At 71.0% G+C, this 24,383-nt stretch carries 24 protein-coding genes and 1 tRNA gene; 10 read left to right on the top strand and 15 right to left on the bottom strand.

Features of this window, described 5'->3' with window-relative positions; translation table 11 throughout:
- Positions 1-280: 280 nt before the first annotated feature.
- The 4 genes from EXE52_RS12360 to EXE52_RS12345 all read right to left on the bottom strand — a co-directional run bounded on the left by EXE52_RS12360 (position 281) and on the right by EXE52_RS12345 (position 4,104).
- Positions 281-691 carry a MaoC family dehydratase gene (locus tag EXE52_RS12360; RefSeq protein WP_089308749.1) on the bottom strand — a complete coding sequence of 137 codons (411 nt, stop codon included), beginning with the start codon at positions 689-691 and terminating at the stop codon, positions 281-283.
- An 83-nt stretch (positions 692-774) separates the two neighbouring features.
- Complete coding sequence (locus EXE52_RS12355) at positions 775-2,007, bottom strand: FAD-dependent oxidoreductase (protein WP_089308748.1); 1,233 nt, start codon at positions 2,005-2,007, stop codon at positions 775-777.
- 181 nt (positions 2,008-2,188) lie between these two features.
- Positions 2,189-2,422 carry a YgaP-like transmembrane domain gene (locus EXE52_RS12350; RefSeq protein WP_049932943.1) on the bottom strand — a complete coding sequence of 78 codons (234 nt, stop codon included), beginning with the start codon at positions 2,420-2,422 and terminating at the stop codon, positions 2,189-2,191.
- A 59-nt stretch (positions 2,423-2,481) separates the two neighbouring features.
- Positions 2,482-4,104: a cryptochrome/deoxyribodipyrimidine photo-lyase family protein gene (locus EXE52_RS12345; RefSeq protein ID WP_137703727.1), complete on the bottom strand. Its 1,623-nt coding sequence runs from the start codon at positions 4,102-4,104 to the stop codon at positions 2,482-2,484.
- Positions 4,105-4,217: 113 nt separating this feature from the next.
- On the opposite strand from EXE52_RS12345, the gene EXE52_RS12340 reads away from it, so the two are divergent.
- Both EXE52_RS12340 and EXE52_RS12335 read left to right on the top strand, forming a co-directional pair.
- Positions 4,218-6,116: a prolyl oligopeptidase family serine peptidase gene (locus tag EXE52_RS12340; RefSeq protein WP_089308746.1), complete on the top strand. Its 1,899-nt coding sequence runs from the start codon at positions 4,218-4,220 to the stop codon at positions 6,114-6,116.
- Between the two features lie 117 nt (positions 6,117-6,233).
- The gene (locus tag EXE52_RS12335; protein WP_049932940.1) at positions 6,234-7,085 is read left to right on the top strand and encodes an NAD(P)-dependent oxidoreductase; all 852 of its coding nucleotides are present in this window, start codon (positions 6,234-6,236) and stop codon (positions 7,083-7,085) included.
- 10 nt (positions 7,086-7,095) lie between these two features.
- On the opposite strand, the gene thiE is transcribed toward EXE52_RS12335, so the two are convergent.
- Positions 7,096-7,728 carry a thiamine phosphate synthase gene (gene thiE, locus EXE52_RS12330; protein ID WP_049932939.1) on the bottom strand — a complete coding sequence of 211 codons (633 nt, stop codon included), beginning with the start codon at positions 7,726-7,728 and terminating at the stop codon, positions 7,096-7,098.
- A gap of 101 nt (positions 7,729-7,829) precedes the next feature.
- On the opposite strand from thiE, the gene EXE52_RS12325 reads away from it, so the two are divergent.
- On the top strand, positions 7,830-9,281 hold the full coding sequence (locus EXE52_RS12325) for an MATE family efflux transporter (protein ID WP_089308745.1): 1,452 nt from the start codon (positions 7,830-7,832) through the stop codon (positions 9,279-9,281).
- A gap of 21 nt (positions 9,282-9,302) precedes the next feature.
- On the opposite strand, the gene EXE52_RS12320 is transcribed toward EXE52_RS12325, so the two are convergent.
- The 7 genes from EXE52_RS12320 to EXE52_RS12290 form a co-directional block, all read right to left on the bottom strand.
- Positions 9,303-10,160 carry a mechanosensitive ion channel family protein gene (locus EXE52_RS12320; RefSeq protein WP_089308744.1) on the bottom strand — a complete coding sequence of 286 codons (858 nt, stop codon included), beginning with the start codon at positions 10,158-10,160 and terminating at the stop codon, positions 9,303-9,305.
- A 127-nt stretch (positions 10,161-10,287) separates the two neighbouring features.
- On the bottom strand, positions 10,288-11,451 hold the full coding sequence (gene cofG, locus EXE52_RS12315) for a 7,8-didemethyl-8-hydroxy-5-deazariboflavin synthase subunit CofG (RefSeq protein ID WP_049932936.1): 1,164 nt from the start codon (positions 11,449-11,451) through the stop codon (positions 10,288-10,290).
- Between the two features lie 113 nt (positions 11,452-11,564).
- Positions 11,565-12,212: a 2-phospho-L-lactate guanylyltransferase gene (gene cofC / locus EXE52_RS12310; RefSeq protein ID WP_089308743.1), complete on the bottom strand. Its 648-nt coding sequence runs from the start codon at positions 12,210-12,212 to the stop codon at positions 11,565-11,567.
- A gap of 18 nt (positions 12,213-12,230) precedes the next feature.
- The gene (locus tag EXE52_RS12305) at positions 12,231-13,409 is read right to left on the bottom strand and encodes a tubulin/FtsZ family protein (RefSeq protein ID WP_176450647.1); all 1,179 of its coding nucleotides are present in this window, start codon (positions 13,407-13,409) and stop codon (positions 12,231-12,233) included.
- A 109-nt stretch (positions 13,410-13,518) separates the two neighbouring features.
- Positions 13,519-14,415 carry a complex I NDUFA9 subunit family protein gene (locus EXE52_RS12300; RefSeq protein ID WP_089308741.1) on the bottom strand — a complete coding sequence of 299 codons (897 nt, stop codon included), beginning with the start codon at positions 14,413-14,415 and terminating at the stop codon, positions 13,519-13,521.
- Positions 14,416-14,515: 100 nt separating this feature from the next.
- Positions 14,516-15,373 carry a universal stress protein gene (locus EXE52_RS12295; protein WP_089308740.1) on the bottom strand — a complete coding sequence of 286 codons (858 nt, stop codon included), beginning with the start codon at positions 15,371-15,373 and terminating at the stop codon, positions 14,516-14,518.
- Positions 15,374-15,481: 108 nt separating this feature from the next.
- Positions 15,482-16,846: a hemolysin family protein gene (locus EXE52_RS12290; RefSeq protein WP_089308739.1), complete on the bottom strand. Its 1,365-nt coding sequence runs from the start codon at positions 16,844-16,846 to the stop codon at positions 15,482-15,484.
- Positions 16,847-17,025: 179 nt separating this feature from the next.
- Between EXE52_RS12290 and tmk the strand changes: the two genes are divergently transcribed.
- A complete protein-coding gene (gene tmk, locus EXE52_RS12285) occupies positions 17,026-17,619 on the top strand; it encodes a dTMP kinase (RefSeq protein ID WP_049932930.1) in 594 nt (197 codons plus the stop codon).
- A 21-nt stretch (positions 17,620-17,640) separates the two neighbouring features.
- Here the strand turns inward: tmk and EXE52_RS12280 are convergent, their stop codons facing one another.
- Both EXE52_RS12280 and EXE52_RS12275 read right to left on the bottom strand, forming a co-directional pair.
- On the bottom strand, positions 17,641-17,964 hold the full coding sequence (locus EXE52_RS12280; RefSeq protein WP_049932929.1) for a hypothetical protein: 324 nt from the start codon (positions 17,962-17,964) through the stop codon (positions 17,641-17,643).
- A gap of 39 nt (positions 17,965-18,003) precedes the next feature.
- Complete coding sequence (locus EXE52_RS12275; protein WP_049932928.1) at positions 18,004-18,531, bottom strand: DUF5813 family protein; 528 nt, start codon at positions 18,529-18,531, stop codon at positions 18,004-18,006.
- A gap of 157 nt (positions 18,532-18,688) precedes the next feature.
- Between EXE52_RS12275 and EXE52_RS12270 the strand changes: the two genes are divergently transcribed.
- Both EXE52_RS12270 and pyrF read left to right on the top strand, forming a co-directional pair.
- Positions 18,689-19,993 (top strand): carboxylate--amine ligase, encoded by a 1,305-nt coding sequence (locus EXE52_RS12270; RefSeq protein WP_089308738.1) that lies wholly within the window; start codon positions 18,689-18,691, stop codon positions 19,991-19,993.
- 74 nt (positions 19,994-20,067) lie between these two features.
- The gene (gene pyrF / locus EXE52_RS12265) at positions 20,068-20,898 is read left to right on the top strand and encodes an orotidine-5'-phosphate decarboxylase (RefSeq protein WP_086215991.1); all 831 of its coding nucleotides are present in this window, start codon (positions 20,068-20,070) and stop codon (positions 20,896-20,898) included.
- Positions 20,899-20,917: 19 nt separating this feature from the next.
- On the opposite strand, the gene EXE52_RS18520 is transcribed toward pyrF, so the two are convergent.
- The gene (locus EXE52_RS18520) at positions 20,918-21,058 is read right to left on the bottom strand and encodes a hypothetical protein (protein ID WP_167373098.1); all 141 of its coding nucleotides are present in this window, start codon (positions 21,056-21,058) and stop codon (positions 20,918-20,920) included.
- Positions 21,059-21,108: 50 nt separating this feature from the next.
- On the opposite strand from EXE52_RS18520, the gene trmY reads away from it, so the two are divergent.
- The 4 genes from trmY (at position 21,109) to EXE52_RS12245 (ending at position 24,364) form a co-directional block, all read left to right on the top strand.
- Complete coding sequence (gene trmY, locus EXE52_RS12260) at positions 21,109-21,723, top strand: tRNA (pseudouridine(54)-N(1))-methyltransferase TrmY (protein ID WP_089308737.1); 615 nt, start codon at positions 21,109-21,111, stop codon at positions 21,721-21,723.
- 11 nt (positions 21,724-21,734) lie between these two features.
- Positions 21,735-22,169, top strand: coding sequence for a CHY zinc finger protein (locus EXE52_RS12255; RefSeq protein WP_089308736.1), 435 nt, complete (start codon positions 21,735-21,737; stop codon positions 22,167-22,169).
- Between the two features lie 395 nt (positions 22,170-22,564).
- Positions 22,565-22,637 (top strand) — tRNA-Pro (locus EXE52_RS12250).
- Positions 22,638-22,915: 278 nt separating this feature from the next.
- Positions 22,916-24,364: a response regulator gene (locus tag EXE52_RS12245; protein WP_089308735.1), complete on the top strand. Its 1,449-nt coding sequence runs from the start codon at positions 22,916-22,918 to the stop codon at positions 24,362-24,364.
- Positions 24,365-24,383: the final 19 nt, after the last annotated feature.

Here is a 24,383-nt window from a genome sequence, read left to right as displayed (position 1 = left end):
TCCAGAACTCGCAAGACAGGGGGCTCGACTGATCTCTGTGCGGTTCCGTCCGAGACGAACGATTCGATTACTTACACTGTTACGTCGCGGCTGCCCCTTTGAGTTCCCGCCCCGCACAGCACCTCACGCCTCCCCAGCCTCGTCGCTCACGCCCTCCGGGCGTTCGCGACTCCCTCGCGCACTCCTCGCGGCCGCCTCCGGCGCCCGCTCGGAGGCACGGGCCACCGCTTCGACGCGTCGTCATTTACAAAATGGCTCGGCCGAGCGCCGCCTCCGTCGGTCAGTCGCTGTCTCCGTGCGGGACGGACAGCACCGTCGCCTCGCCGGAGAGGACGCGCTCGTCGCGCTCGGGGACGGTCGCGGTCGTCTCGACCGCGACCCGGTCGCCGCCGATGTCGTCGATGACGCTGACGCTCGCTTCGACCGTCTCCCCCGGGTACACCGGCTTCTCGAACGACAGTTCCTGCGAGAGGTAGACGATGTCGCCGGAGAGCCGCGCGAGCGCCGCGGAGACGACCGCGGCCGAGATGATTCCGTGCGCGACGCGGCCGCCGAACATCGTGTCGGCGGCGTACTCGTCGTCGAGGTGGATCGGGTTCTCGTCGCCCGAGAGGGCCGCGAACGCCTCGATCGTCTCCTCGGTGATCGTTACTTCGTGCGTCGCCGTCTCGCCGACCGTCGCGACTGGCATACCGATCGGACGCGCGCCCGCCGCCTCAATCCCGCGGTTCAGCCTCGAACCCGTGCGGCGTCGGGGACTACCTCCGGCGTGGATCAGTCGTCCGCCGGCGCGTCGACCACGTCCGCGTCGGTGGGGTTCGCGCCGCCGTACGCCTCGACCAGCTCGTCCAGTCGGTCCGGATCGTCGGCGTGGGCCAGCGGCTCCGTCGCCGTCTCGCAGGCGGCGTCGACGCCGAGGCGGTCGCAGACCTCGTCGACGGTCGTCTCGGCCATCTGGCGGTAGGTGGTCAGCTTGCCGCCCACGACGCTGTACAGCCCGGCCGCGCCGTCGCGGTCGTGGTCGAGCAGCGTGAACCCGCGCGAGATCCCGCGGCGGTCCGACCCCGCCTCGTCGGGCGAGTAGAGGGGGCGGACGCCCCACCACGTCCGGACCGTCGGCGCGTCGGCGACCGCGGGGAGCATCGCGGCGCACTCCTCGACGGAGCGCTCGATCTCCCAGTCTTCCGTCTCGTAGTCGTCGGGGTCAGAGACCGGCACGCTCGTCGTCCCCAGCACGACCTCGCCGTCGTGGGGCACGACGATGTCACCGTCGTCGGGGTCGCGACACCGGTTCAGCACGGGCGGCGCTCCGTCGTACTCCACCGAGACCATCACGCCCCGGCTCGGGGCCATTCCGACCTCGACGCCGGCCATCTCGGCGATCGAGTCGGCCCACGCACCGGTGGCGTTGACGACGATGTCCGGGGTCAGGGTCGCATCGACCGCGCCGCCGACGCGGACGGACTCGACCGCGCCGTCGCGGACCGTCACGTCCTCGACCGGCGCGTGCGGGTGAACGGTCGCGCCGCGGCGCTCGGCGTCAGCGGCGTTGGCGGCAACCAACCGGGACGGATAGATGACGCCGTCGGGCACGCGGAACGCCTCTTGGACCTCGTCGGCGAGGCCCGGCACCGCCTCGCTGGCGGCGTCGCCGTCGAGCCGTTCGGTCTCGATGCCGATCGCCTCGCAGGCCGCGATCTTCTCCTCGAAGTAGTCGGGGTCGTCGCCGTCGAGCCGGACGAACAGGCCGCCCGTTTCGCGGACGCACGCCCCGGCGATATCGCGGAGCGTCCGGTTCTCGACGATACACTCCTCGGCCCCCTCGGCGTCGGCCTCCGCGTAGCGGGCCCCGCTGTGGAGGAGGCCGTGCGACCGACCGGAGGTGCCGCTACCCAGGCCGCCGCGGTCGACGAGCGTCGCGTCGACGCCGCGCATGGCGAGGTCCCGAGCGATGCCCGTTCCCGTCGCGCCGCCGCCGATGACCAGCGCGGTCGGGTCGTCGCTCACGCGTCGGTCACCCGGGTTGGCGCGGGAGCGTGCTCCGCCGCGAGACGCCGTCGATTCCGGTCACTGTCGATCATGCCATATATACGCATTCCGCGCACTTGAGACTGCCGTCGAACGAGGGAGAAAACCGGTTTCGAAAGGGTGTTACCGGCCGAATTCCGGATCCGGCCGCGACGGCGGCTCAGCGCGGTCCGCCGGCGTCGGCGGGGCAGGTGTCGACGCCGAGCACGGAGTAGAGGCCGCAGGTCCCGGTCGCGGCGGTCGCGAGCATCGCGAGGGCGACGACGCCGAGCACCGGGGCCGCGACCGCGGGGAGGGGCCCGGAGCCCGCGAGGGTGGCTAACGAGGCGGCACCGGCGACGGCACCGACCGCAGTCCTGACGCGCTTGTCCATCGCACCGACGTTTTGGTTCATGCGTCACAATACGGCTCACGGCCGTATGAACCTTTCCACCGCCGACTCGCCTCTCGCGTTCACCCGAACTCGTCGAGGCCGGTCTGCGAGGTCGCGTCGGCGTCGTCCCCGTCCGCCTCGGCCAGCTCGCCGTGGTCGGCCGCGATCGACCGCGCGGCCCCGACACCCCCCGACAGCGACGCGCGTCGCGCGATCTCTTCGTCGCCGAGGCGGGCCGCGGCCGCGCCGTGGACCGCGCCGTAGCGCTCGCGGAACTCCTCCCGGGCCGCCTCGTAGTCGACGACGGGATACGGGTACGCCTCGCCGATCTCGATCCCGACCTCGCGCTGGACCGCGAGCGGCGTCTTCTCGGGGGCGTCGAGGTGCGCGGCGGGGAGCGGGTCGAGCTCGGGGACCCACCGCCCGACGAACTCGCCGTCGGGGTCCTGATCGCGGACCTGCTTGCGGGGATCGTACAAGCGCAGTCCCGGGCGGCCGACCAGCCCGCACTGCGACTGCCACTGGGTGTAGTTGATCGCGGGGTCGCCGTCGATCAGGTGCTCGTAGAAGTGGTCGGCGCCGATCCGCCACGGCTGTTGGAGGATGTGAAAGTAGAACGACGCGCACAGCGCCCGCATCCGGAAGTTCAGCCACCCCGTCTCGCGCAGGCAGCGCATGCTCGCGTCGACCATGGGGAACCCCGTCTCGCCGCGCTTCCACGCCACGACGAGGTCCGGATCGTGGCGGTCGCCGTTGAACCCCTCGTACACCGGGTTCACTGCGCGGTCGAGCCACCCCGGCCAGTCGAGCAGCTTCTGCGTGTAGTGGCGGTTCCAGAACAGCCGCGAGACGTACATCGACTTCCCGCGCCCGTCCGGCGCGCGCTCGTCGACGTGGCGGTGGACCTCGCGGACCGACAGGCAGCCGAACCGGAGGTACGCCGAGAGGCCGCTCGTCCCCTCGCGGGCGTCGACCGGCGAGGATATCGATCCCGGATACTCGGCGATCCGCTCCGCGAACGCGCGGAGTCGATCTTTCGCCGAACCGCGTCCGCCCGTCGGGACGCGCGTCTTCGTCGGGGCGACTCCGTAGGCGTCGCTCACGCGGTCCGGGCTGACGCCCGTCTCGACGCGCTCGACCGCGACCGACCGGGGGTCCCAGTCGAACGGGTCGGCGGCGAACCAGGACTCGACGCGGTCGCTCCAGTCCTCGCGGGGTCGGTCCGCGTCGCGGACGAGCCCGTCGCCCGCGACGAAGCGGACGCCGAGCCGCTCGCGGGCGCGCTCGTCGCGCCGGCGGCCGTACCGCCCGCTCGCCGTCGCGCTCGCGACGACCTCCCAGCCGGCGTCGACGAACCGGGCGAGCACGTCCAGCGGGTCGCCGTGGCCGTACGTCAGCCCCGCCCCGCCCACGTCGCGGTACTGGCGGTCGAGGTCCCGCAGGCAGTCGTGAAGGAACTCGATCCGGGCGTCGCAGGCTGCGCCGCGCTCGTCGTAGAAGCCGGGGTCGAAGACGAACAGCGGGAGGATCCGGTCGGCGTCCGCCGCGGCTGCCGCGAGCGCGGGGTTGTCCGCGATCCGCAGATCGTCTCGGTGCCAGACGACGGTGCCCGGCTCGTCGGGAGCGTCGTCGGACCGAGAGATCGACCGAACCGCATCCGGGCCGGGAGCCCTCGGAAGCGGCGCGTCCTCGCCGGGAGCCATGGGTTAGCTCCGTTACGAGTTCCCGTCGCATGGGCCTGTCGGCCGGGCTCGGACGCGGCGCGGGCTCGGGGACGGGAAACGTTGAATAGGGTTCCGCCACCGTTACTTCACGGATGTCTGACACAGACGAGACCGACGTACTGCGCGAACTCGCCTCGCTGCCGACGATCGCGAGCCCGCGCGTGTCCCCGGACGGCGAGACGGTCGCCCTCTACTACGACGTCACCGGCCGCAACGAGCTTCACCTCCTCAACCCCGCCGACGGCTCGTTGGAGCAGCTCAGCGACGGCGACGTGCCGCGCTCCGTCCGCGCCGGCTTCGAGTGGGACCCGAGCGGCGACCGGCTCTTCTATCACCGCGACGAGGGCGGCGACGAGCAGCACGACGTGTGGGCGATGTCGCTCGACGGCGAGAGCGAGCCCGTCGTCGAGATGGACGGCCAGATCCGGCTCCACGACGTGGGCGAGGACGGCGAGACGCTCCTGCTCGGCTCCAGCCGCGACGGGCAGATGAACCTCTACCGCCACGACGTGTCGACCGCCGAGACGACGAAGCTCACCGACTACGAGCGTGCGGTCGCAGCCGGCGAACTCTCCCCCGACGGCGACCGGATCGCGTACACCACGAACGAGACCGACGCCTACGAGAACAGCGACGTGTACGTCGCCGACGGCGACGGGTCGAACGCCGTGAACCTGGAGATCGGCGATGTCGGCGCCGAGGCCGCGCCGGCGGACTGGGGTCCTGACGGTGACCGCCTGCTCGTCGTCGACAACACCACCGACCTCGGGCGGGCCGGGATCGTCGACCTCGCCGACGGCGTCGAGGACGCGACGGTGACGTGGTTCGGCGAGGGCGAGTTCGAGGAGTCGCCGAGCCACTTCCTCGAGGGCGGCGACCGGTTCGTCGTGAGCCGGACGCGCGGGGCGGTGACGGTGCCGGTCGTCTACGACGCCGACACGGGCGAGAGCGAAGAACTCGACTTCCCCGCGGGCGTCGCGAGCGTCACTGAGGGCCGGCTGGCCGACGACCGCCTCCTCGCGTACCGGACCACGTCGAGCCGGCGGCCGGAGCTGGTGGCGTACGATCTCGCCACCGACGACGCCGAGACGGTGTTCGACGCGGAGTACGGCCCGTTCGACCCCGACGACTTCGTCGAGCCCGAGACGGTCTCGTTCGTCTCCGACGGGGTCCCCGAGACGCCGGCGCGGGCGGTCGACCACGACCCCTACGAGGAGTTCGAGATCGAGGGGCTGCTGTTCGACTCCGGTCGCCGACCCTCGCCACTGGTCGTCAATCCGCACGGGGGGCCGCGACACCACGACATGCGGCGGTTCAGCTACCGCGTCCAGTTCCTGCTCTCGCGCGGCTACTCCGTGCTTCAGGTGAACTACCGCGGCTCCACGGGGCGCGGCCGCGAGTTCGTCGAGGAGCTGTACGACGACTGGGGCGGCGCCGAGCAGGGCGACGTGGCGACGGGCGCCGAGCACGTCCTCGACGAGTACGATTGGCTCGACGAGGACCGCGTCGCCGTCTACGGCGGCTCCTACGGCGGCTACTCCGCCAACTGGCAGATGGTCCAGTACCCGGACCTGTACGCCGCCGGGATCGCGTGGGTCGGCGTGAGCGACCTGTTCGACATGTACGAGAACACCATGCCCCACTTCCGGACGGAGCTCATGGTGAAGAACCTCGGCGAGCCGGACGAGAACGAGGCGACCTACCGGGAGCGCAGCCCGGTGAACTACGTCGAGAACGTCGGCGCGCCCCTCCTAATCGTCCACGGTGTCAACGACCCGCGGGTGCCCGTCTCGCAGGCGCGGATCCTCCGCGACGCGCTCGACGAGGCCGGCTTCGAGGAGGGCGACGACTACGAGTACGAGGAGCTCGGCGAGGAGGGCCACGGCTCGGGCGACATCGACCAGAAGATCCGCTCGCTGGAACTGCTCGACGACTTCCTCGACCGTCGGATCGGCGCGGAGCGCACCGCCGTCGCCTCGCTGGACGACTAGCGAGGCGCGGTTCGGGCATTAGCGACGCGGCGTTCGACTGACGCCGGCGGTCGACTGGTGTCGGCGGGCGGGACCGATTACGCCGTGGTTTAACACGCGGTCGGTCGAACGGGGGGTATGGCACTCGCGGACCCCGATCTCTCGGACTCGACGGCGTTCATCACCGGAACGACGCGCGGCATCGGCAAACAGATCGCGCTCGCGCTCGCTGACCGCGGCTGTAACGTCGTCTCGACCGGCAAGACGACGGACGACGACGACTCCGAGCTGGCGGGGTCGATCGAGCAGACGGCCCGGGAGGTGCGCGAGCGCGGGCCGGAGGCGCTCGCGCTCGAACTCGACCTCCGCGACGAGGACCGCGTCGAGGCGGTCGTCGAGGAGGCGATCGACCGCTTCGGCGAGGTCGACATCGTCATCAACAACGCGAGCGCGATCCAGCTGGCGAACGTCGCGGACCTCCCGGCCGACCGGTTCGACCTCCTGACCGACGTGAACGTCCGCGGGACCCACCTCGTTGCGCACGCGTTCGCCGACCACCTCGCGGGGCTCGACGAGGCGTGGCTGCTGTCGAACTCGCCGCCGATCGTGACCGACCGCTCACCGGGGAAGGCGCCGTACGCGTGGTCGAAGCTCGGCATGTCGTTCATCACGCTCTCGCTCGCCGAGGAGCTGGCGAGCGACGACGTGGGCTGTAACACCTTCTGGCCGGTGACGACGATCGACACCCGCGCGACGCGCTACTTCGGGCTCGGGACGGAGGACGACTGGCGCACCCCCGAGGTCGTCTCCGACGCCGTCCTCGAGATCCTCGCGCGCGACCCCGCTGAGTGTACGGGCAACAGCTTCTACGACGAGGACCTGCTCCGCGAGGCGGGCGTGACAGACTTCTCCGCGTACAACGTCACCGAGGGCGACCCCGCCCCCATGTCCGCGCGGCTGTTCGCGCCCGAGTTCGAGCGCGAGGACTGAGCGGGCCGACTCACTCCGTGACCGCCGCCCGCAGCGCCGCGGTCGCCGCTTCCGGGTCCTCGGCGGCCGTGATAGCCGACAGCGCCGCCACGCCGGTCGCCCCCGCCTCGACCACCGGCGCGGCGTTCCCCGCGTCGACGCCGCCGATCCCGATCACCGGGAGGTCGACCGCGTCGGCGACCGCGGCGATCCGCTCCGTCCCGATCCCGTCGCGGTCGCCGGAGACGTCCTTCGAGTCGGTGCCGTAGACGGCGCCGACGCCAAGGTAGTCGGCCCCAGCGGCCTCGGCCTCGCGCGCCTGCTCCACCGTCGAGGCCGACACGCCGACGACGGCGCCTTCTCCCAGCCGCTCGCGGGCGACCGACACCGGGAGGTCCGTCTGCCCGAGGTGAACCCCGTCCGCGTCTATCGCGGCGGCGAGGTCGATCCGGTCGTTCACGAGCAGGGGGACGCCGGCCGCCGCGGTCAGCTCCCGGAGCCGGAGCCCCGTCTCGTACCGCTCGCGGTCGGTGGCCGCCTTGTCTCTGAGCTGGACGACATCGACGCCGCCGGCGAGCGCGGCCGCGACGACCTCGGGGGTCGACCGCCCCGCGGACCGGCTCACCGCGGTGACGAGGTATGTTCGCCACTTAGTGATATTCATGCGTAATCATCGGCCGCGAGTCGGTGAAAACGGTTGCGCTCCGACCGCGTCCCCACCCGCGACGGACAGACACAAACCCGCCCGGCCCCTACGATAGTTCCATGTTCTCCCGGCTCCGGCGGATCGTCGCTCGCGTCGCGGAGGCGGTGGCGGGCGCGCTCGACCGGGCCGGCGTCATCGACCGGTCGCGGCTCGACGAGACGATGGGGCTCGCGTGGCCCCGGATCGTGACTGGGTTCGCGATCATGTCGAAGAACACCGTCGACCTCGCAGTGATCGGCTACGCGGTCGGCGTCTCCGCGGTCGCCGGGCTCGGGTACGCGTTCGCGTTCTGGCAGCTCGCGAAGTTCGTCTCCATCGGGCTCGCCGGCGGCACCGTCTCGCTCGTCTCGCAGAACTACGGCGGCGACGAGCGCGGGCGGGCGGGGCTCGTCGTCAAGCAGTCGCTGATCGTGGCCGCGCTGCTCGTCGCGCCGATCGTCGCGGGGTACGTCCTCGGCGCGGAGCGACTGGTCGCGCTCGTGGGCGGCGACGGCGCGGCGCTGTCCGCCGGGACGACCTACCTCGTCGTCACGGCGCCCGCGCTCGCCTTCGAGTTCTTCAACATGATCGCGAGCCGGACGTACGCCGGCGTCGGCGACACGGTCACTCCGATGGTCGCGCGAGCCGGCGGCGCGCTGTTGAACGTCCTCCTCACGACGTGGCTCGTCCTCGGGGCCGGCATGGGCGTGTTCGGCGCCGGGCTCGGTACCGCGGTCTCCATCGCCGCCGTCGGGCTCGTCCTCGCGTGGGGGATGTCCGGGCGGTCGTACTTCGGCCGCGGCGCCTCGCCGGTCCCGGTCGGGCGCTCCGGGCCGTGGTTCGACCGCGGACTGACCCGGCAGCTGCTCCGCGTCTCCGCGCCGCTCATCGCGCGGCGCGTCGCCGAGGGGATCGTGGTCTTCCCGCTCCTGTGGATCGCGTCGTCGTTCGGCTCCGCGACGGTCGCCGCACTGGAGGTCGGCCGCCGGGTCAGAGCGCTGCTCGGCAGCTTCAGCTGGGGGTTCTCGATCGCCGCGAGCACGCTCGTCGGCCAGCGGCTCGGCGCGGGCGAGGAGTCGCTCGCGACCGCGTACGGCCGCGACGTGATCGCGCTGTCGGCGGTCGTCTACGTCCTCGCGTCGGCCGCGGTGATCGCCGCCGCCGGCCCGATCGCCGGCGTGTTCGTCGACGATCCGGCCGCGGTGAGCGCGACCGCGGCGTTCATCGTCGCCGCCGCGGTGAGCGCGGTGCCACTCGGCGTCGACGGCTCGATCACGGGGTCGCTCCGCGGCGCGGGCGACACGCGCTGGCCCTTCCTCGCGTCGATGGTGGGACTGTACGTCTTCGCGCTTCCCGTCGCGCTGGTCGGGCTCGTCACGCCGCTCGGCGTCGGCGGCCTCTACGCGGCGCTGGTCGCGGAGAAGCTCGTCCCCGCCGGACTGAACGGCTACCGGTTCCGGTCGAACCGGTGGCAGGCCGTCAGCCGGCAGTACCGCCCCGACGCGGGCGAGGTGGAGGAAGAGGTCGGATAGGGCCGCGGGCGGATCGGGAGCCTACTCGTCGGCGACGTCCTCGATCACTTCGACGCTGCCGGTGAGCTGCCGGTGGACGTACGGCATGTCAATCCCGGCGTCGTCGAACGCCTCCTTCACCGCGGTGACGTACTCGGAGCGCACGCGGACGAAGTCGCCGCGGTCGGGGTCCGCGATCCACCAGCGCGACTGGAGCCCGACGGCGGAGTCGCCGAGCTCGACGAGCCGGACTGAGACGCCCGGGTCGTCGAGGATCTCCTCGTGGGCCTCGGCCTTCTCGACGATGATGTCGGTCGCCGTCTCGATGTCGTCGTCGTAGCCGATCCCGAAGACGAACTTCTGGCGGAGCGTGTCGTAGGCGACGGGGTTCGTCACCGCGCTGTTCGCGAGATCACCGTTCGGGACGGTGACCAGTTCGTTGTCGAAGGTCCGGACCCGCGAGACGCGGAGATCGATCTCCTCGACGCGGCCGGACATGTCGCCCCACTGTATCCAGTCGCCGACCTCGAACGGCTTGTCCTTCAGGATGAACACGCCGGCGACGAAGTTGCCGAGGAGGTCCTGCGCCGCGAAGCCGACCGCGAGCGCGATGGCGCCGCCGAACACCGCGAACGCCGAGAGGAAGCCGCCGTAGCCGGCGACGGCGAAGCCGATGGCGATCGCCGCCACCCAGACCACGGCGTTGAGCACGTTCGTCCCGAGGCTCACAACCGCCTCGTCGAAGCCGCGCGACCTGACGATCCGTCGGAGCCCCGGAATGACGACGTACTTGCCGAGCAGCAGCACGGCCAGGAACCCGGCGACGAACCCGACCACCGAGGTCGCTATCGCCGCGACGTCGACCGCGGTTGTGACCGCGTCGAGCTGTAAGAGAAGCATCACCCGCCCTTTCACGAGGATATATAAAGAAGCTACTGGCGGCGCGGTTGTTTACGTCCGGTGGACGGACGGCCGCGTGGGAAACCGGTCGCTCGCACGGGGCAGCGGTCGCCGGCGGGAGACCGCGTCAGTCGCTCCGTACCGCGAGCGGTCCGTCGCCGCGGGCGACCGCGCGCAGCCGTCGACCGTGGACGTCGTCCGCCGCGATCCGCTCGCGGACCGCGGGCGGGATCCACGCCTCGCGACCGTCCGGTTCGGGCGCCGGCTCGACGCCCGCGGGGCGAACGTCGTCCGGGAGGTAGCGGGCGTACGTCGGGAGCCGCTCGCGGAGCGGGACGCCGCCGGCGTCGGCGACCGCCTCGAGCCCGCGGAGGTCGGGCCACTCGTACGCCGGGTTGATGTAGTCGTCCGTCACCGGCGAGACGCCGCCGAGGTCGTCGATCCCGCAGTCGACGAGGTCCGCCGCCGGCGAGAGGTTCGGCGGTACCTGAACGGACACCTCCGGCGGGAGCGCCGCGCGCGCCATCGCGACGACGCGGCGCATCGTCGCGAGGTCGGGCTTCGGGAAGTCCGAACGCTCGTTGGGGACGACGTTCTGTACTATCACCTCCTGGACGTGGCCGTGTCGCTCGTGGAGCTTACGGATCGCGAGCAGGCTCTCGGCACGGTCGCGCCAGTCCTCGCCGATCCCGACCAAGATGCCGGTCGTGAACGGGACCCTCTGTCGACCCGCAGCGCGGATCGTGTTGAGCCGCTGGCCGGGCGTCTTCCGTCGCCCGCCGCTGTGCGCGTCCACGTCGGCGGTCGTCTCCAGCATGACGCCCATGGACGCGTTCACCTCGCGGAGGGCGGCGAACTGCGACTCCGTCAGGTCGCCGGGGTTCGAGTGCGGGAGCAGCCCCTCCTCCAAGGCGATCTCGCAGGCCCGGTGGAGGTACTCGTGGATCGAGTCGAACCCCCACTCGGCGAGCGTCTCGTGGACCTCGGTGTACCGGTCGTCCGGCTCGTCGCCGAAGGTAAACAGCGCCTCCGTACAGCCCGCGTCGGCGCCGACGCGGCACTGCTCGCGCACCTCCTCGGGCGACAGCAGCGACGCCTCCCCGGGCGCGTCGTAGTAGGTACAGTACGTACAGGTGTACCGACACGCGGTGGTGAGGGGAATGAAGACGTTGCGCGCGAAGGTGAGCCGGTCGGCCGCGTCGACGTCGCCCGGGCTGACGGAGAGCAGTCGCTCGACCGCCCGCTCGTCGACCGCGACATCGACCCCGTACTCGTCGGCCCCGGCGAACACGGGCGTCACTCGCGGTCGATGTTTAAAAAGGATCGCGGTTGCGGATCCCCCGGCGACACCGCGAGTGGTTACGTTGGCGCCCCCTTCGGTCGCACGACCAATTTCGACGGCGCTCACTCTCGGACGACGCTCACGCGACCCTCGGACGCGTCGAGCGCGAAGCCGGCCTCGCGGAGCCACGTCGCCGCGCGCCCCTCGCCGTGGATCAGGACCTCCGCGAGATCGGCCGGCTCGTCGACGTCGGTGCCGAGCCGGTGCGAATCGACCGTCTCGAACGCCGCGCCGACCGCGGCCGCGATCTCGCGGTGGTCGAGGTACGACGCGCCGTGGTAGTCCACGCGGAACTCGGGGTGGGAGGCGACGAACGCGTTCGTGCCGCCGCCGCGACCCGGGGCGACGGCCACGTCGGCGTCGCGGCCGGCCGCGAAGAGCCGGTCGAGCGTCGCCGGCGTGGCGAGCGCGAGGTCCGCCATCACGACGGCGGTTGGCTCGGGCGGGCCGTCGGACTCGTCGTCGGCTCCCAGTCGCGTGTCGAGCGCCCCGTTGACCGCGTCCGTCAGCGGGCGGTCGTCGACGGTGACCGGCCGGTCGAGGTCGACCGCGTCGGTCGCCAGCACGCGCGGCTCACCGCCGGCGGCGGCGACGGCGTCGAGCACGTCGTCGAGCATCGCCCGCGCAAATGCCACGCGCTCCTCGGGGGCAAGAACGCTAGAGAGCCGCGACTTCGGGCGGTCGGTCGAAAAGGGAACGATGACCTCCATCGCGGGGAGCGGCGCGCCTCAGAACAGGGATTCCAGCTCGTCGCTGTCGTCGCTGACGAGCTCGTCGAGGTTGTCGTCGCTCTCCTCGCGGATCTCGTCTAAGTTGTCCTGCGCCTCGATGGCGACCTGCTGGAGCTCCTTGATCCGCGGGACGTTCGTGACCCCCGCGAGCAGGATGACGGTCGCGACGAAGCCGGCGCCGCGGTACGGGTAGTCCCCGCCGCGGACCTCCATCGAACCGGTCTGCTCTTCGAGCCACTTCCGCCCGCGCTCGATGCCCTTCCGGTTGAGGTACTCGGGCGGACCCGCGAGCACGAGCAGCGCGCGCTCCGCGCCCTCGATCTCGCAGGGGAGCGTGAGCCGGCCGAGCGCCGCCTTGCGGACGAGGCTGGTGATCCGGTTCGTGGTGTGCGCGCTGTCGAGCTCGTCGTCGTCGCCGTCGTCGCGCAGCCGCGAGAGCAGGCCGCCCGAGGAGCGCTCCTCGACCTCCTCCTCCGCGTAGCCGACCGTGGAGACGCCGCCGCCCGAGAGCGTGTTGATGATCTCGGAGGAGTCGACAACGCTCTCGGCGACCTCCTGGCCCTGCTGGATCTCGCCGGCGCCGAAGAGGATGCCGAACCGACGGACGATCTCCTCGTTGATCTCCTCGTAGCCGCCCTGAACGGACTCGCCCGTCTTCCGCCAGGCGTCGTTGTCGAACACCATGAGGTTGTCCACCTCGCGGACGAACGTCTGGAACGACCGGGCCGCGTTGAGGGTGTAGATACCACCCTCGTCGCTGCCCGGCAGGATGCCGAGCCCGTAGACGGGCTCGGTGTAGATCCGCTTGAGGTGCTTCGCGAGCACCGGTGCGCCGCCGGAGCCCGTCCCGCCGCCGAGACCGGCGACGACGAGGAACGCGTCGACCTCGTGGACCGGGATCGAGTCGATCGCGCCCTGAACCTCGTCGATGTCCTCCTCCGCGATCTCCGCGCCGAGCTCGTTGTCCGCGCCGACGCCGTGGCCCTTCACGCGCGACTGGCCGATGAGGACGCGCTGGTCCTCGGAGATGTGTTCGAGCCCCATGAGGTCCGCCTTCGCCGTGTTGACGGCGGCGGCCGCTCGAACGATCTCGGAGCCCGTCCGCTTGTCGTACTCCAAGAACTTGTCAACTACTTTACCTCCCGCCTGGCCGAATCCGATCATTGCGAGTTTCATCGTGTGCTCCCTCCGCGTTTGAACTGAACAGAGCGTGATCTCGTATATAAGCCTTCGGTTGGCGTTACCAGCGTTGAGATTATGACAGTTGACATGTTCGCGCTCCGCGTCATCTGACCCCGAGGTGCTCCCCGAGCGTGGTCAGGTCCGCGGCGTCGACGCCGAACGCGCCGACGTCGCTGTCGGCGGTCGTGTTGTCGAACTTCAGCGACCGATACTGGTCCGGCCCCATCGGGAACCCGGGGACCGCGCCCAACACGGAGAGCCCGACCTTCGCGAGCGGCATGGGGAGCGGGACGATCGTGACGCCCTTCTTTTCGGCGTCGTAGACGAGGTCCGTGACCTGCCGGAGCGTGAGCACCTCCGGGCCGCCGATCTCGTAGGTCTCGCCGACGTGCTCGTCGTCGGTCACCGCGGCGGCGATCATCGGGACGAGGTCCTCCACGTGGATCGGCTGGAACCGGGTCTTCCCGCCGCCCGGGAGGGGGTACAGCGGGACGCCCGGCGCGAACATCCCCTTCAGGCGCTTGGTGAACGAGACGAACTCGCCGCCCTCGCCGAAGACGACGGAGGGGCGGAAGATTGTCCAGTCGAGGTCGCTGTCGCGGACGATTTCCTCCGCCTCGCCCTTGGCGCGGATGTAGGCCGTATCGCCGTTCGGGTTCGCGCCGAGCGCGCTCAGCTGGACGAACCCGTCGACGCCGCCGTCCTCGGCGGCGCGGACGAGGTTCTCCGTGCCGCCGCGGTGGATCCGGTCGTGCATACGGTTGCCGCCCTCGGGTTCGAACAGGGGCGAGAGCGCGACCAAGTTCACGACCGCGTCGTGGCCGTCGACGGTCGACGCGATCGAGTCGTAGTCGGTCACGTCTCCGCTGGCGCCCGTCACCCCGTCCGCCGTCCCGTCGGGCGAGCGAGAGAGCGCGGTCACCGCGTGACCGTCGTCCGCGAGCGCGCGACAGAGGTGCGAGCCGATAAAGCCGGTCCCCCCGGCTACCAACACTTTCATGCGATCTGTATCGCGTGGAAGGCCCGTAAACCTACCGCGGCGTCAGACGCGCCCCCGAAATCCGGCGCAGAGGCGACCGAAACGGACCCGAGCGCCCGGATCAGTCCTCGTCGGGAACCGGGACCGTCAACACCGGAACGGGCGCGCTCCGCAGGGTCCGTTCGGCGACGCTCCCCAGCAGGTATTGCCCCACGCCGGTCCGGCCGTGGGTCCCCATCGCCACGAGGTCGACCCCGGGGTCGTCGACGTACGCCCGGATCCCGCGGGCGGCGGAGGTGGCGACCTCGACCGCGCCGACCGCGTCCAGTCCGGCGGCCTCGACGCGCTCGACGCCCTCGGCGACCGCGTCGTCGGCGTACTCGGAGAGGGTGTCGACGTGGTCTCCGATGCCCACGTCGCCGGTGTCGACGACCGAGAGGACGTGGACGGTCGCGCCCGCTCGCTCCGCGACCGGCAGGGCTCGGTCGAGCGCGGCGGTCGCTGCGGGGCTCCCGTCGGTCGGCACCAGAATGTCCTCGTACGGGTACGGGACCGTTTCGTCGCCCGGACGGAGGGCCAACACCGGTACCGGCGACTGGCGGACGACGCGCTCGGTGGTACTCCCGACGAGGTGTTCGACCCCCTGCCGCCCCCGCGTCGACATCGCGACGAGGTCGGCGTCGACCTCCTCGGCGTACGCGGTGACCGTCTCCGGGACCCCACCCTGCCGGACCGCCGTCTCCGCGTCGACGCCGCGGTCGGCGGCGCGGGCGGCCGCCTCCTCGACAATCGATTCCCCCTCACGCTCTAACACGTCGACCACGTCGCCGCCGATCCGCGTCACGCTGTCGCGGGTGGTGTCCGCGACGTGGAGCACCTGGACCGTCGCGCCGTGGTCGGCGGCGATCGCGAGGATGTGGTCGAAGGCCGCCGCGGCCGCGTCGCTGCCGTCGGTGGGCACGCAGATCCGTTCGAACATACGGCCATGGTCGCGGCCGCGCGTGAAAAACGCTCGCGTCGTCTCGGCCGTTCCCGGAACGCCGTCTCGCGGCGTGTGTCGCGTCGCCCTGCGGCGTGTGTCACGTCGTTACGCGGCGTCGTCGTCCGGGTCCGCGCCGGTCGCGGCGTCCGCATCCTCCTCATCGTCGCGTCGCTCCACCCGGACCGTCGAGATGCGCGCGCCGTCGACGGCGGTGACTTCGAAGGAGAATCCCGCCGCTGCGGCGACGTCGCCGATTTCGGGCGAGCGCCCGATCCGGTCGAGGACGAACCCGCCGAGCGTCTCGTAGCCGTCGCCGCTGAGGTCGGTCCCCAGCGCGTCGTTGACGTCGGAGAGGGCGACCGACCCGTCGGCCTCGTGCGCCCCGTCACCGGTCCGCCGGATCGTGTGGCGGTCGTCGGCCACGTCGAACTCGTCGCGGAGGTCGCCGACGAGCGCCTCGGCGACGTCTTCGACCGTCGCGATCCCCTCGAAGGCGCCCCACTCGTCGATCACCGCCGCCACCTGTCGGCGCTCGTCGCGGAACTGGACGAGGAGGTCGCTCGCGCTCGTCGTCTCCGGGACGACGAGGATCTCTCGGGCGAGGCCGCCCGCGGTGGCGCCGTCGTCGCCCTCGGCGGTCGCGCGCAGCACGTCCTTCGCGTCCACGAAGCCGACGACGCGGTCGGCGTCGTCGCGGTCGACGACGGGATACCGCGTGTGGCCGGCCTCAAAGATCGTCTCGCGAATCGCCGCCAGCGACGCGTCCGCCGGCAGCGAGACCACGTCGGGACGCGGAACCATCAGCTCGCGGGCCGCGGTGTCGTCGAGCTCGAAGACCCCCTCGATCATCGCCACCTCGGACTCGTCGACGTGCCCGGCCTCGCCGGCGCGGGCCAGCACGCGACGGATCTCGCGCTCTTCGAGGGTCTCGTCGCTCTCGGAGGCGGGCGGGACCCCGATCAGGCTCGTGAAGGCGTTCGCGGTGCCGTTGAACACCGCGATGCCGGGCGAGAAGATCAGGTACGCCAGCTTCATCGGCGGCGCGAGCAACAGCGAGATCCGCTCCGCCTGCGCGATCGCGATCGTCTTCGGCGCCAGTTCGCCGAAGACGACGTGGAGGAAGGTGATGAACGAGAACCCGACCGCGAACGCGACGAGGTGGACCAACCCCTCCGGCAGGAGCGGGCCGAGGACCGGCTGGATGAGCGCCGCGACCGCCGGCTCGCCGATCCACCCGAGACCGAGCGACGCGAGCGTGATCCCGAGCTGGGTCGCCGCGAGGTAGTCGTCGAGGTTCGTCATCACCTCCCCGAGCGTCTCCGCGCCCGCCTGCCCCTCCTCGACCAGCTGTTCGACCGAGGTGGCACGGATCCTGACGAACGCGAACTCCGAGGCGACGAAGAAGCCGTTCAGGACGACCAGAAACAGCGCGGCCGCGATCCGCGAGAGTGAGACGGCGACGGCTACCATTCGCGCCTCCCGGGCCCGCGGCGAGCCGGTGAGCCGACGGCGGTGCGTGAGTCCACGTTCATGTCGGCCGTTCGCGGAGGGGTCACTAAAAAGGCATGCGAACGCCGCACGCGAGGGAGAAGGGCCGGTCCCTGGACCGGACCCGCGCCGTTTATTCCTCGCCGCGGCGGAACGCCACCATGCTGATCACGCTGGAGGGGCTCGACGGGAGCGGCAAGACGACGGTCTGGGAGGCGCTCCAGGACGTGTACCCCGACGCGACGTTCACCCGCGAACCGACCGACAGCTGGTACGGAGAGGCGGTGGCCCGATCGATGGGCGACTCGGAGGCCGACCCGCTCGCGGAGCTGTTCCTCTACACCGCCGACCACGCGAACCACCTCTCGGAGACAGTTCGACCGGCGCTCGCGGACGGCGACCTGGTCGTCTCCGACCGGTACTCGGACTCGCGGTTCGCCTATCAGGGGGCGACGCTCGCACGGACCGACGCGGATATCAAGCGGCCGCTGGAGTACGTCCGCGGGATCCACGCCGCGTTCTCGCACCCGCCGGACGCGACGATCTACCTCGATCTGGACCCCGAGACGGCGGCCGAGCGCGCCGGGCGAACCGACAAGTTCGAGCGCGACGGCTACCTCGCGGCCGTGCGCGACAACTACGAGCGCCTGATCGACGCCGAGCCCGGGCGGTTCCACCGGGTCGACGCGACGCGGGCGCCCGAGGACGTGGTCGCTCGGGTCGAGGAGGTCGTGGCCGGGCTCGTCGACCGCTGACGGCGTCGCGGTCGAGCCCTCTCAGCGCGTGTCCGGGAGTTCGTACTCGTCGGGCGGCGTGAGGTAGAGGTAGTCGATGGCGGCGCCGAGCGCCATCGGGAGCGCGATCAGAAGCGCCAGCAGGATCGTCGAGCTCCCGACGTTGATCCCGGTCCCGACGCCGAGCGCGCCGGTGAAGACGAGCGTCGAGACGAGCAGCAGGATCGGTGTCAACACGAGCGTGTACAGGATCGACCCCCACGACGTCGAAAGCTGAATCCGGAAGAACCGGGTCGCGACCCCGGCGAGGAACGTGTGGAACGCGACCAACGCGAGGAGGCTGCCGAACCCGAACAGCGCGAGCATGGTCGCCGTACGATCCCCCGACACTTCCCCCTATCGACCTCAGACGGGCCCGCCGCCGCCCTGCTGTCGCGCGGCCGAGAGCAGGTCCGAGACGGGTGCCGTGTACTCGTAGCCCGGGATCACGCCTTGGACGTACGTGCCCTCGACGAAGTCGATCAGGGCGCCCGCGTCGTCGACGCCCCGCCGCTCGTTGATGTCCGAGAGCGCGTAGGTGATCGCGATCTCGTCGTCGTCGCGCTCGACGGCCGGATCGAAATCCCGATCCTTGCGGGTGACGCCGCCGACATCGACGGCGCGGCGCTCGAACGTGTCGACCCAGCCGTCCTCGACCACGTCCGCGACCTCGTCAGCGGTGGCGGCGGAAAGCATTGGCACGCGAACGGTAACGGTGAACCGGATGCGCCCCTCGCCGGCCGGCTCGGCCCGGACGCGCCCGTCGAACGCAGTCGTCGTCGACACCCAGCCGTCGCCGTCGCGCTCGAACGAGCCGTGGTCGCCGAACGCGCGCCGGACTCGGCCGGGGAGTTCGTCGGCCGCGTCGGCGTCGTCGTCCTCGGTTTCGGTCATACCTATCCGGAGGTGACGCGGCCTGAAAAGCCGCTCGCGTCGCCCGCGCGAGCCGGGCATCGCCCCGTCGCCGACGGCCCCGTCGCACCCGTCACCGATACGGGCACACCGAGCCGGTACGTCGGGCGCTTTTATGCGTCGACCGACGAGACGAGGTATGGCTGACCGGTTCCGGTCCACGGAGGGACTGATCGACGCGCTCGCGACCGCCGAGTTCGACCGACCGCCGGCGCTCGTGAGCAACGCGCACATCACCGGGCTCGGGGTCGCGCGCGCCCTCGACGCCCACGACGTGCCCGTCATCGCGCTCGACCGCGCGGGCGACGGCGCCGACACCGAGGCCGAGACCGTCGCACACGACGGCCTCGCGCCCCCCTCTGACGCGGTCGACTACGCGGGGGCGGTGACGTACCCGCTCGACGACCTCGACGGGTTCCGCGAGGACGTGGAGGCGATCGTCGACGCGGCGGGCACCGAGGCCGTCGCGTTCGGCTGCATGGACGAGTGGGCGCTGTCGTACGCCGAGGCAGACCCCGATGGCGTCCGGCTTCCGTTCGCCGGGAGCGAGACGCTCGACGACGTGCTGAACAAGTCCGAGCTGTACGCGACCTGCGAGGAACTCGGCGTGCCCTACCCGGAGACGTACCGGCTCGAAGCGACCGCGGCGAGCGGGATCCGCGAGGCGGACGCCACCGTCGACGAGGCCGCGGCGGCGCTCGGCTTCCCGCTGGTGGTGAAACCCGAACTCAAGCGCGACTTCGAGGAGGCGTTCGGCACCAACGTGATTGAGGTCGCGGACCGCGAGGAGTTCGCGGACGTCGTCGCGGCCGCGGCCGACGAGGGCATCGCGGTGATGGCCCAGAAGCGCGTCGACATCGCGACGGGACGGGACCACTCGCTGGCCTCCTACGTCCCCCCGTCCGGGAGCGACGACGCGCTCGCGGTGGTCGGCAACGCGGCGGTCCGGTACCCGCGAAACTTCGGCACCTCCTGTCTCGTCGAGACCGCGAACGAGCCGGCGATCCGGGAGCACGCGCTCGCCGTCCTCGATGACGCGGGCTACCACGGGATCAGCGAGGCGGAGTTCGTCTACGACGCCGACCGCGAGGAGTACCTGCTGCTCGACGTCAACACCCGGCCGTGGAAGTGGATCGGGATGCCCGTCGCCGCGGGCGCGAACCTCCCGATGGCCGCCTACGCGGCGGTCACCGACGCGACCTACGAGTCGTCCGGAATCGAGCCGATGCGGTGGGTGTACCTTCGCGACTACCTCTCGCTGCTCGCGGGCGACGACGCGTTCTGGGACCAGCTGTCGGCCGCCGACTGGCGGCGGCTCGTCTCCGGCGCGTTCGAGCGCGAGGGCGACCTGACGGCGGGCGTCTACCGCCCCTCGGACCCCGATCCGGCCGCGAAGCTGCTAGAGACCGAGTTCGTCGACCGCGAGTACTACTGCTCCTGTTGAGGCGTCCCCGACCGGGAGACGCGTGAGCGACCGCGGAACGCAACGATTAGTTCGCCCGCCGACACAGGGCGCGTATGGACTTCTTCGAGGCGCTCGCGGACCGGATCGAGGCCGTCGACAGCGTCGTCTCGGTCGGGCTCGACCCCGACCCGAGCCGGCTCCCCGACGCCGTGGCCGACGCCGATCTACCGCGGTGGGCGTTCAACCGCCGGATCATCGACGCCACCCACGAGCACGCCGCCTGCTACAAGCCGAACGCCGCGTTCTACGAGGATCCGGACGGCTGGCGCGCGCTGCGCGAGACCGCGGCGTACGCCGAGGGGAAGGGCGTCCCCGTCCTGCTCGACGCGAAGCGCGGCGACATCGGCAACACGGCGCGGCGGTACGCCGAGGTGCTCGACCACGTCGACGCGATCACGGTGAACCCCTACCTCGGGCGCGACTCGCTCCAGCCGTTCCTCGACCGCGCGGACAAGGGCGTGTTCGCGCTCTGTCGCACCTCGAACCCCGGCGGCGCGGACCTCCAGGATCTCGAACTCGCCTCCGGCGAGCCGCTGTACGAGCGCGTCGCGGCGCTCGCGGACGTGTGGAACGCGAACGACAACGTCGGACTCGTCGTGGGGGCGACGACGCCCGAGGAGCTGGAGACGGTCCGCGAGATCGTCCCCGAGATCCCGTTCCTCGTTCCCGGCGTCGGCGCGCAGGGGGGCGACCCCGAGGCCGCGGTCGAACACGGGCTCGCCGAGCGCCCGGACCTCCCGGTCGACGTCGGGCTCGTGAACTCCTCGCGCGGGATCATCTTCGCAGGCGAGGAGTCGAGCCGGCCCGGCGACGAGGCGACGTACTTCGGCGCCGCGGGCGACGCGGCGAAGCGACTCAAGAAGCGGCTGAACCGGCACCGCTGAGCCGTCGCGTCGCGGCGCGTTAGCGCCGCCCGGCGACGCAGGCGGTACAGGCTCGGGCCGTCTCGTCCCAGTGGTCGTCGCAGACGGCGCGGCCGCAGCGGTCGCAGGCGCGGCTCGCGGTAGCCGCCTCGCAGATCTGGCACAGTCCAGTGCGGCTCACGGCGGCGGTTGGGTCGGACGGCTTATGACGATCGGGGGCGACCGCCCGGTATGCGCCAGTTCGTCGTCATCGGCCGCGACGTGCCAACCGATCCGGACGCGATATCGCTGTCCGACATCCCCGGGGCCGGCCGGCTCGACCTCCTCTGCCGGTGCGTGAGCGCCGGCGTCTTCCTCTCGCACGGCATCCGCGAGTCCGTCCGGGTCCACCTCGCGATCGCCGACGAGTTCACCGTCTCCTTCGACTCCGACGCGCTCCGGCACCTCCACCCCGACGAGCGCAACGTCGCCGCGCGGGTCCGCGACGCGCTCGACGCGCGAGACGAGGCGATCGGCCACATGCCCGCAGACGTCTCTCCGGGCGTCGAACTCCGCCGGATGGGGCTCGACGCGACGCTCGACCGGCTCGTCGGCGCGGACGGCCGCGGCCCGGACGGGACGCTCGTCCAGCTCCACGAGGACGGCGCCACGCTCATCGACGCCGAACCGCCGGAAGATCCGGTGTTCGTGCTCTCGGACCACCACGACTTCGCGCCGGACGAGGCGGCTGCGGTCGACGAGCGCGCCGACCGCCGGCTCCGGGTCGGCCCCGAACTGCTCCACGCGGACCACGCGATCACGGTGGTCCACAACTGGCTCGACACCGACGGGTACGCCAGCTACTGACTGCGGGACGGATGACCGCACCACCCCCCGGCAGCGACCCGTCGCCGCCCGACCGAGAGACCACGACCGCGCCCGACGCGGACTCCCGGTTCGCGGTTCCACTCCGCGGGGTGGCCGTCGACCCCGAGACGCGCTGCGCCCACTGGGACGACCCCGTCGACGTGGTCGCGCTCCGGTTCGGCTGCTGCGAGGCGTACTACCCCTGCGACGCCTGCCACGACGCCGCGACCGACCACGAGGCGGTCCCGTGGCCCCGCGACCGCTTCGACGATCCGGCGGTCCTGTGTGGCGTCTGCGAGACGACGATGACCGCGAGCGAGTACCTCGACTGCGACGATACGTGCTCGGCGTGCGGCGCCGCGTTCAATCCCGGTTGTCGGAAGCATCGGAGCCGGTACTTCGAGGTGGCGGGCTCGGGGGACGAGGACGGTGACGACGGTTTATAACTGATGGCGCGGCAGCGGTGGCGTGTGCCTGCGAGCGCCCGACGGGCGCGAGTCAGGACGCGCGAGGGAGTCAGGCGCGACGAGGGCGACTGAAGGGAGCCCGCAGGACGCGCCTGACGAGGCTGGGGAGGCGTGAGGTGCGGTTGCGGTGCGGGACGGGACTCGAAGGGGCAGTCGCGAGGACGAAGACGCGCGACGTAAGGACCGCAGGGAGCGAGTGAAACGAGCGACTGAGGACCGCAACGAGCGCATCGAGTCCTCGCGACTGGGGCTTCGTGGTACCCGCGTCTGGCGTCGATGAACTGGATATTCTATCGACTCCTCCCCCCTCCGGTCCGTCTTGATCGCCCCCCTTTCGGAAGGATTAAAAGAACGAACGGCCTTCTGTCGAGTGCGGGCCGGTGGGGTAGCTTGGTATCCTTCGGCCTTCGGGTGGCCGTAACCACGATTCAAATTCGTGCCGGCCCACTTCTCCCGCATTTTCCGCCGACTACCGACGGGTACCTACCTTCGGTGAAGCCGCGGTGTTCCGCCGCGGATGTCACCCGACCACCGCGTTCCGAGACGTGTGTTTCCCGGGCGCAGCGGGGAGGCCGAAACGGCGGAAATCGCGGTCCCGTCGCCGGTGATCTGAAGTATAAGGTATCCGGGACGATCGGTCGAACAGCTCCCCGATCGGCTTCTCGAAACGAGACACTACAGCCAGATATTTTTCCGTTTAGAACCCCTCTTGATCGGTAGTTGGAATGTCGATCGATAACCCGAATGAAGCCGCCACTGCGTCGATCGAAGTCTTACATGTCGACGACGATCCCGCGTTTCTCGACCTGACCAAATCCTTCATCGAGCGGGAGCTCGGCGACGTCGAAATAACCACGGTGGCCAGTCCGGACGCGGTGCTCGACACGCTCGACGAGCGGTCCGTCCACTGCGTCGTGAGCGACTACGAGATGCCCGGGACGGACGGACTCGAACTGCTCGACGCCGTCCGCGATCACTACGCCGACCTCCCCTTCATCCTCTACACGGGGAAGGGCAGCGAAGAGATCGCGGCGCAGGCGATCAACGCCGGCGTGACCGGGTACCTCCAGAAGGGCGGCCCCGACCAGCACCGCCGCCTGGCCAACCGGGTCAAGCACGCCGCGACGGAGTACCGCGCCCAGATCGAGTCGGAGCGGTACTCGACGGTCCTCCGGGCGCTCGACTATCCGATCTACGTCGTGAACGCCGAGGCGGAGTTCGAGTACGTCAACGAGGCGTTCCTCGACCTCGTCGGCTACGACAGGGAGGCGATCATCGGCAGCCCGCCGGGCAAGATCAAGACCGACGAGGGTGTCCAGCGGGCGAACGACATGCTCGCGACGATCGTCTCCAGCGCGGGGCCGGAGACGCAGCAGTTCCGGGTGGACATCCACACGAAAGACGGCGAGACGGTGCCGTGTTACGACCACATGGCCGCGCTCCCGTTCGACGACGAGTTCCGCGGGTCCGTGGGGATCCTCCGTGACGCGACGCGCGAACAGCGGCAGCGCGAGGAGCTGATCAGACAGAACAAGCGGCTCGACGAGTTCACGTCGATCGTGTCGCACGACCTCCGGACGCCGCTCCAGAACGCGAAGACGGCGGCGGAGATGGCTCGCGCCGAGAGCGAGGCGACGCACTTCGAGGCCCTCGAACGGGAACACGAGCGGATGGAGCAGATGATCGGCGAGCTGCTCACGCTCGCGAAGGAGGGCGAGTCGGTGTCCGAGCCGGAGCCGGTCGACGTCGGCGCGCTCGCCGCGGAGGCCTGGAAACCGTTCGGCTGTCCGGCCGACACGCTCGACGTGGTGGACGACGAGATCACCGTCTCCGGCGACCGCTCCCGGATCCGGCGGCTCCTCGAGAATCTCTTCCGCAACGTCGACGACCACTGCGGGTCGCCCGTGACCGTGACGATCGGGGCGTCCGCCGACGGGTTCTACGTCGCCGACGACGGGCCGGGGCTCGACGAGACGGACTGCGAGAGCGTGTTCGAAGCGGGGTACACGACCGCCACGGACGGGACCGGGTTCGGGCTGACTATCGTCGAGCGAATCGCCGACGCCCACGGGTGGGACATCTCGGTCGGCGACAGCGCGAGCGGCGGCGTCCGGTTCGACGTGACCGTCGACCCGGCGGTTCCCGTGACAGACGACGTACCCGTCTCGCCGTAGCGGGCCACGCCGCGGCTTC

Source organism: Halorubrum sp. CGM4_25_10-8A, from assembly GCF_005435025.1.
GTDB lineage: Archaea > Halobacteriota > Halobacteria > Halobacteriales > Haloferacaceae > Halorubrum > Halorubrum ezzemoulense.
The sequence above is the reverse complement of the archived record's forward strand: the minus strand, read 5'-3'. Positions and strand labels throughout refer to the sequence as shown.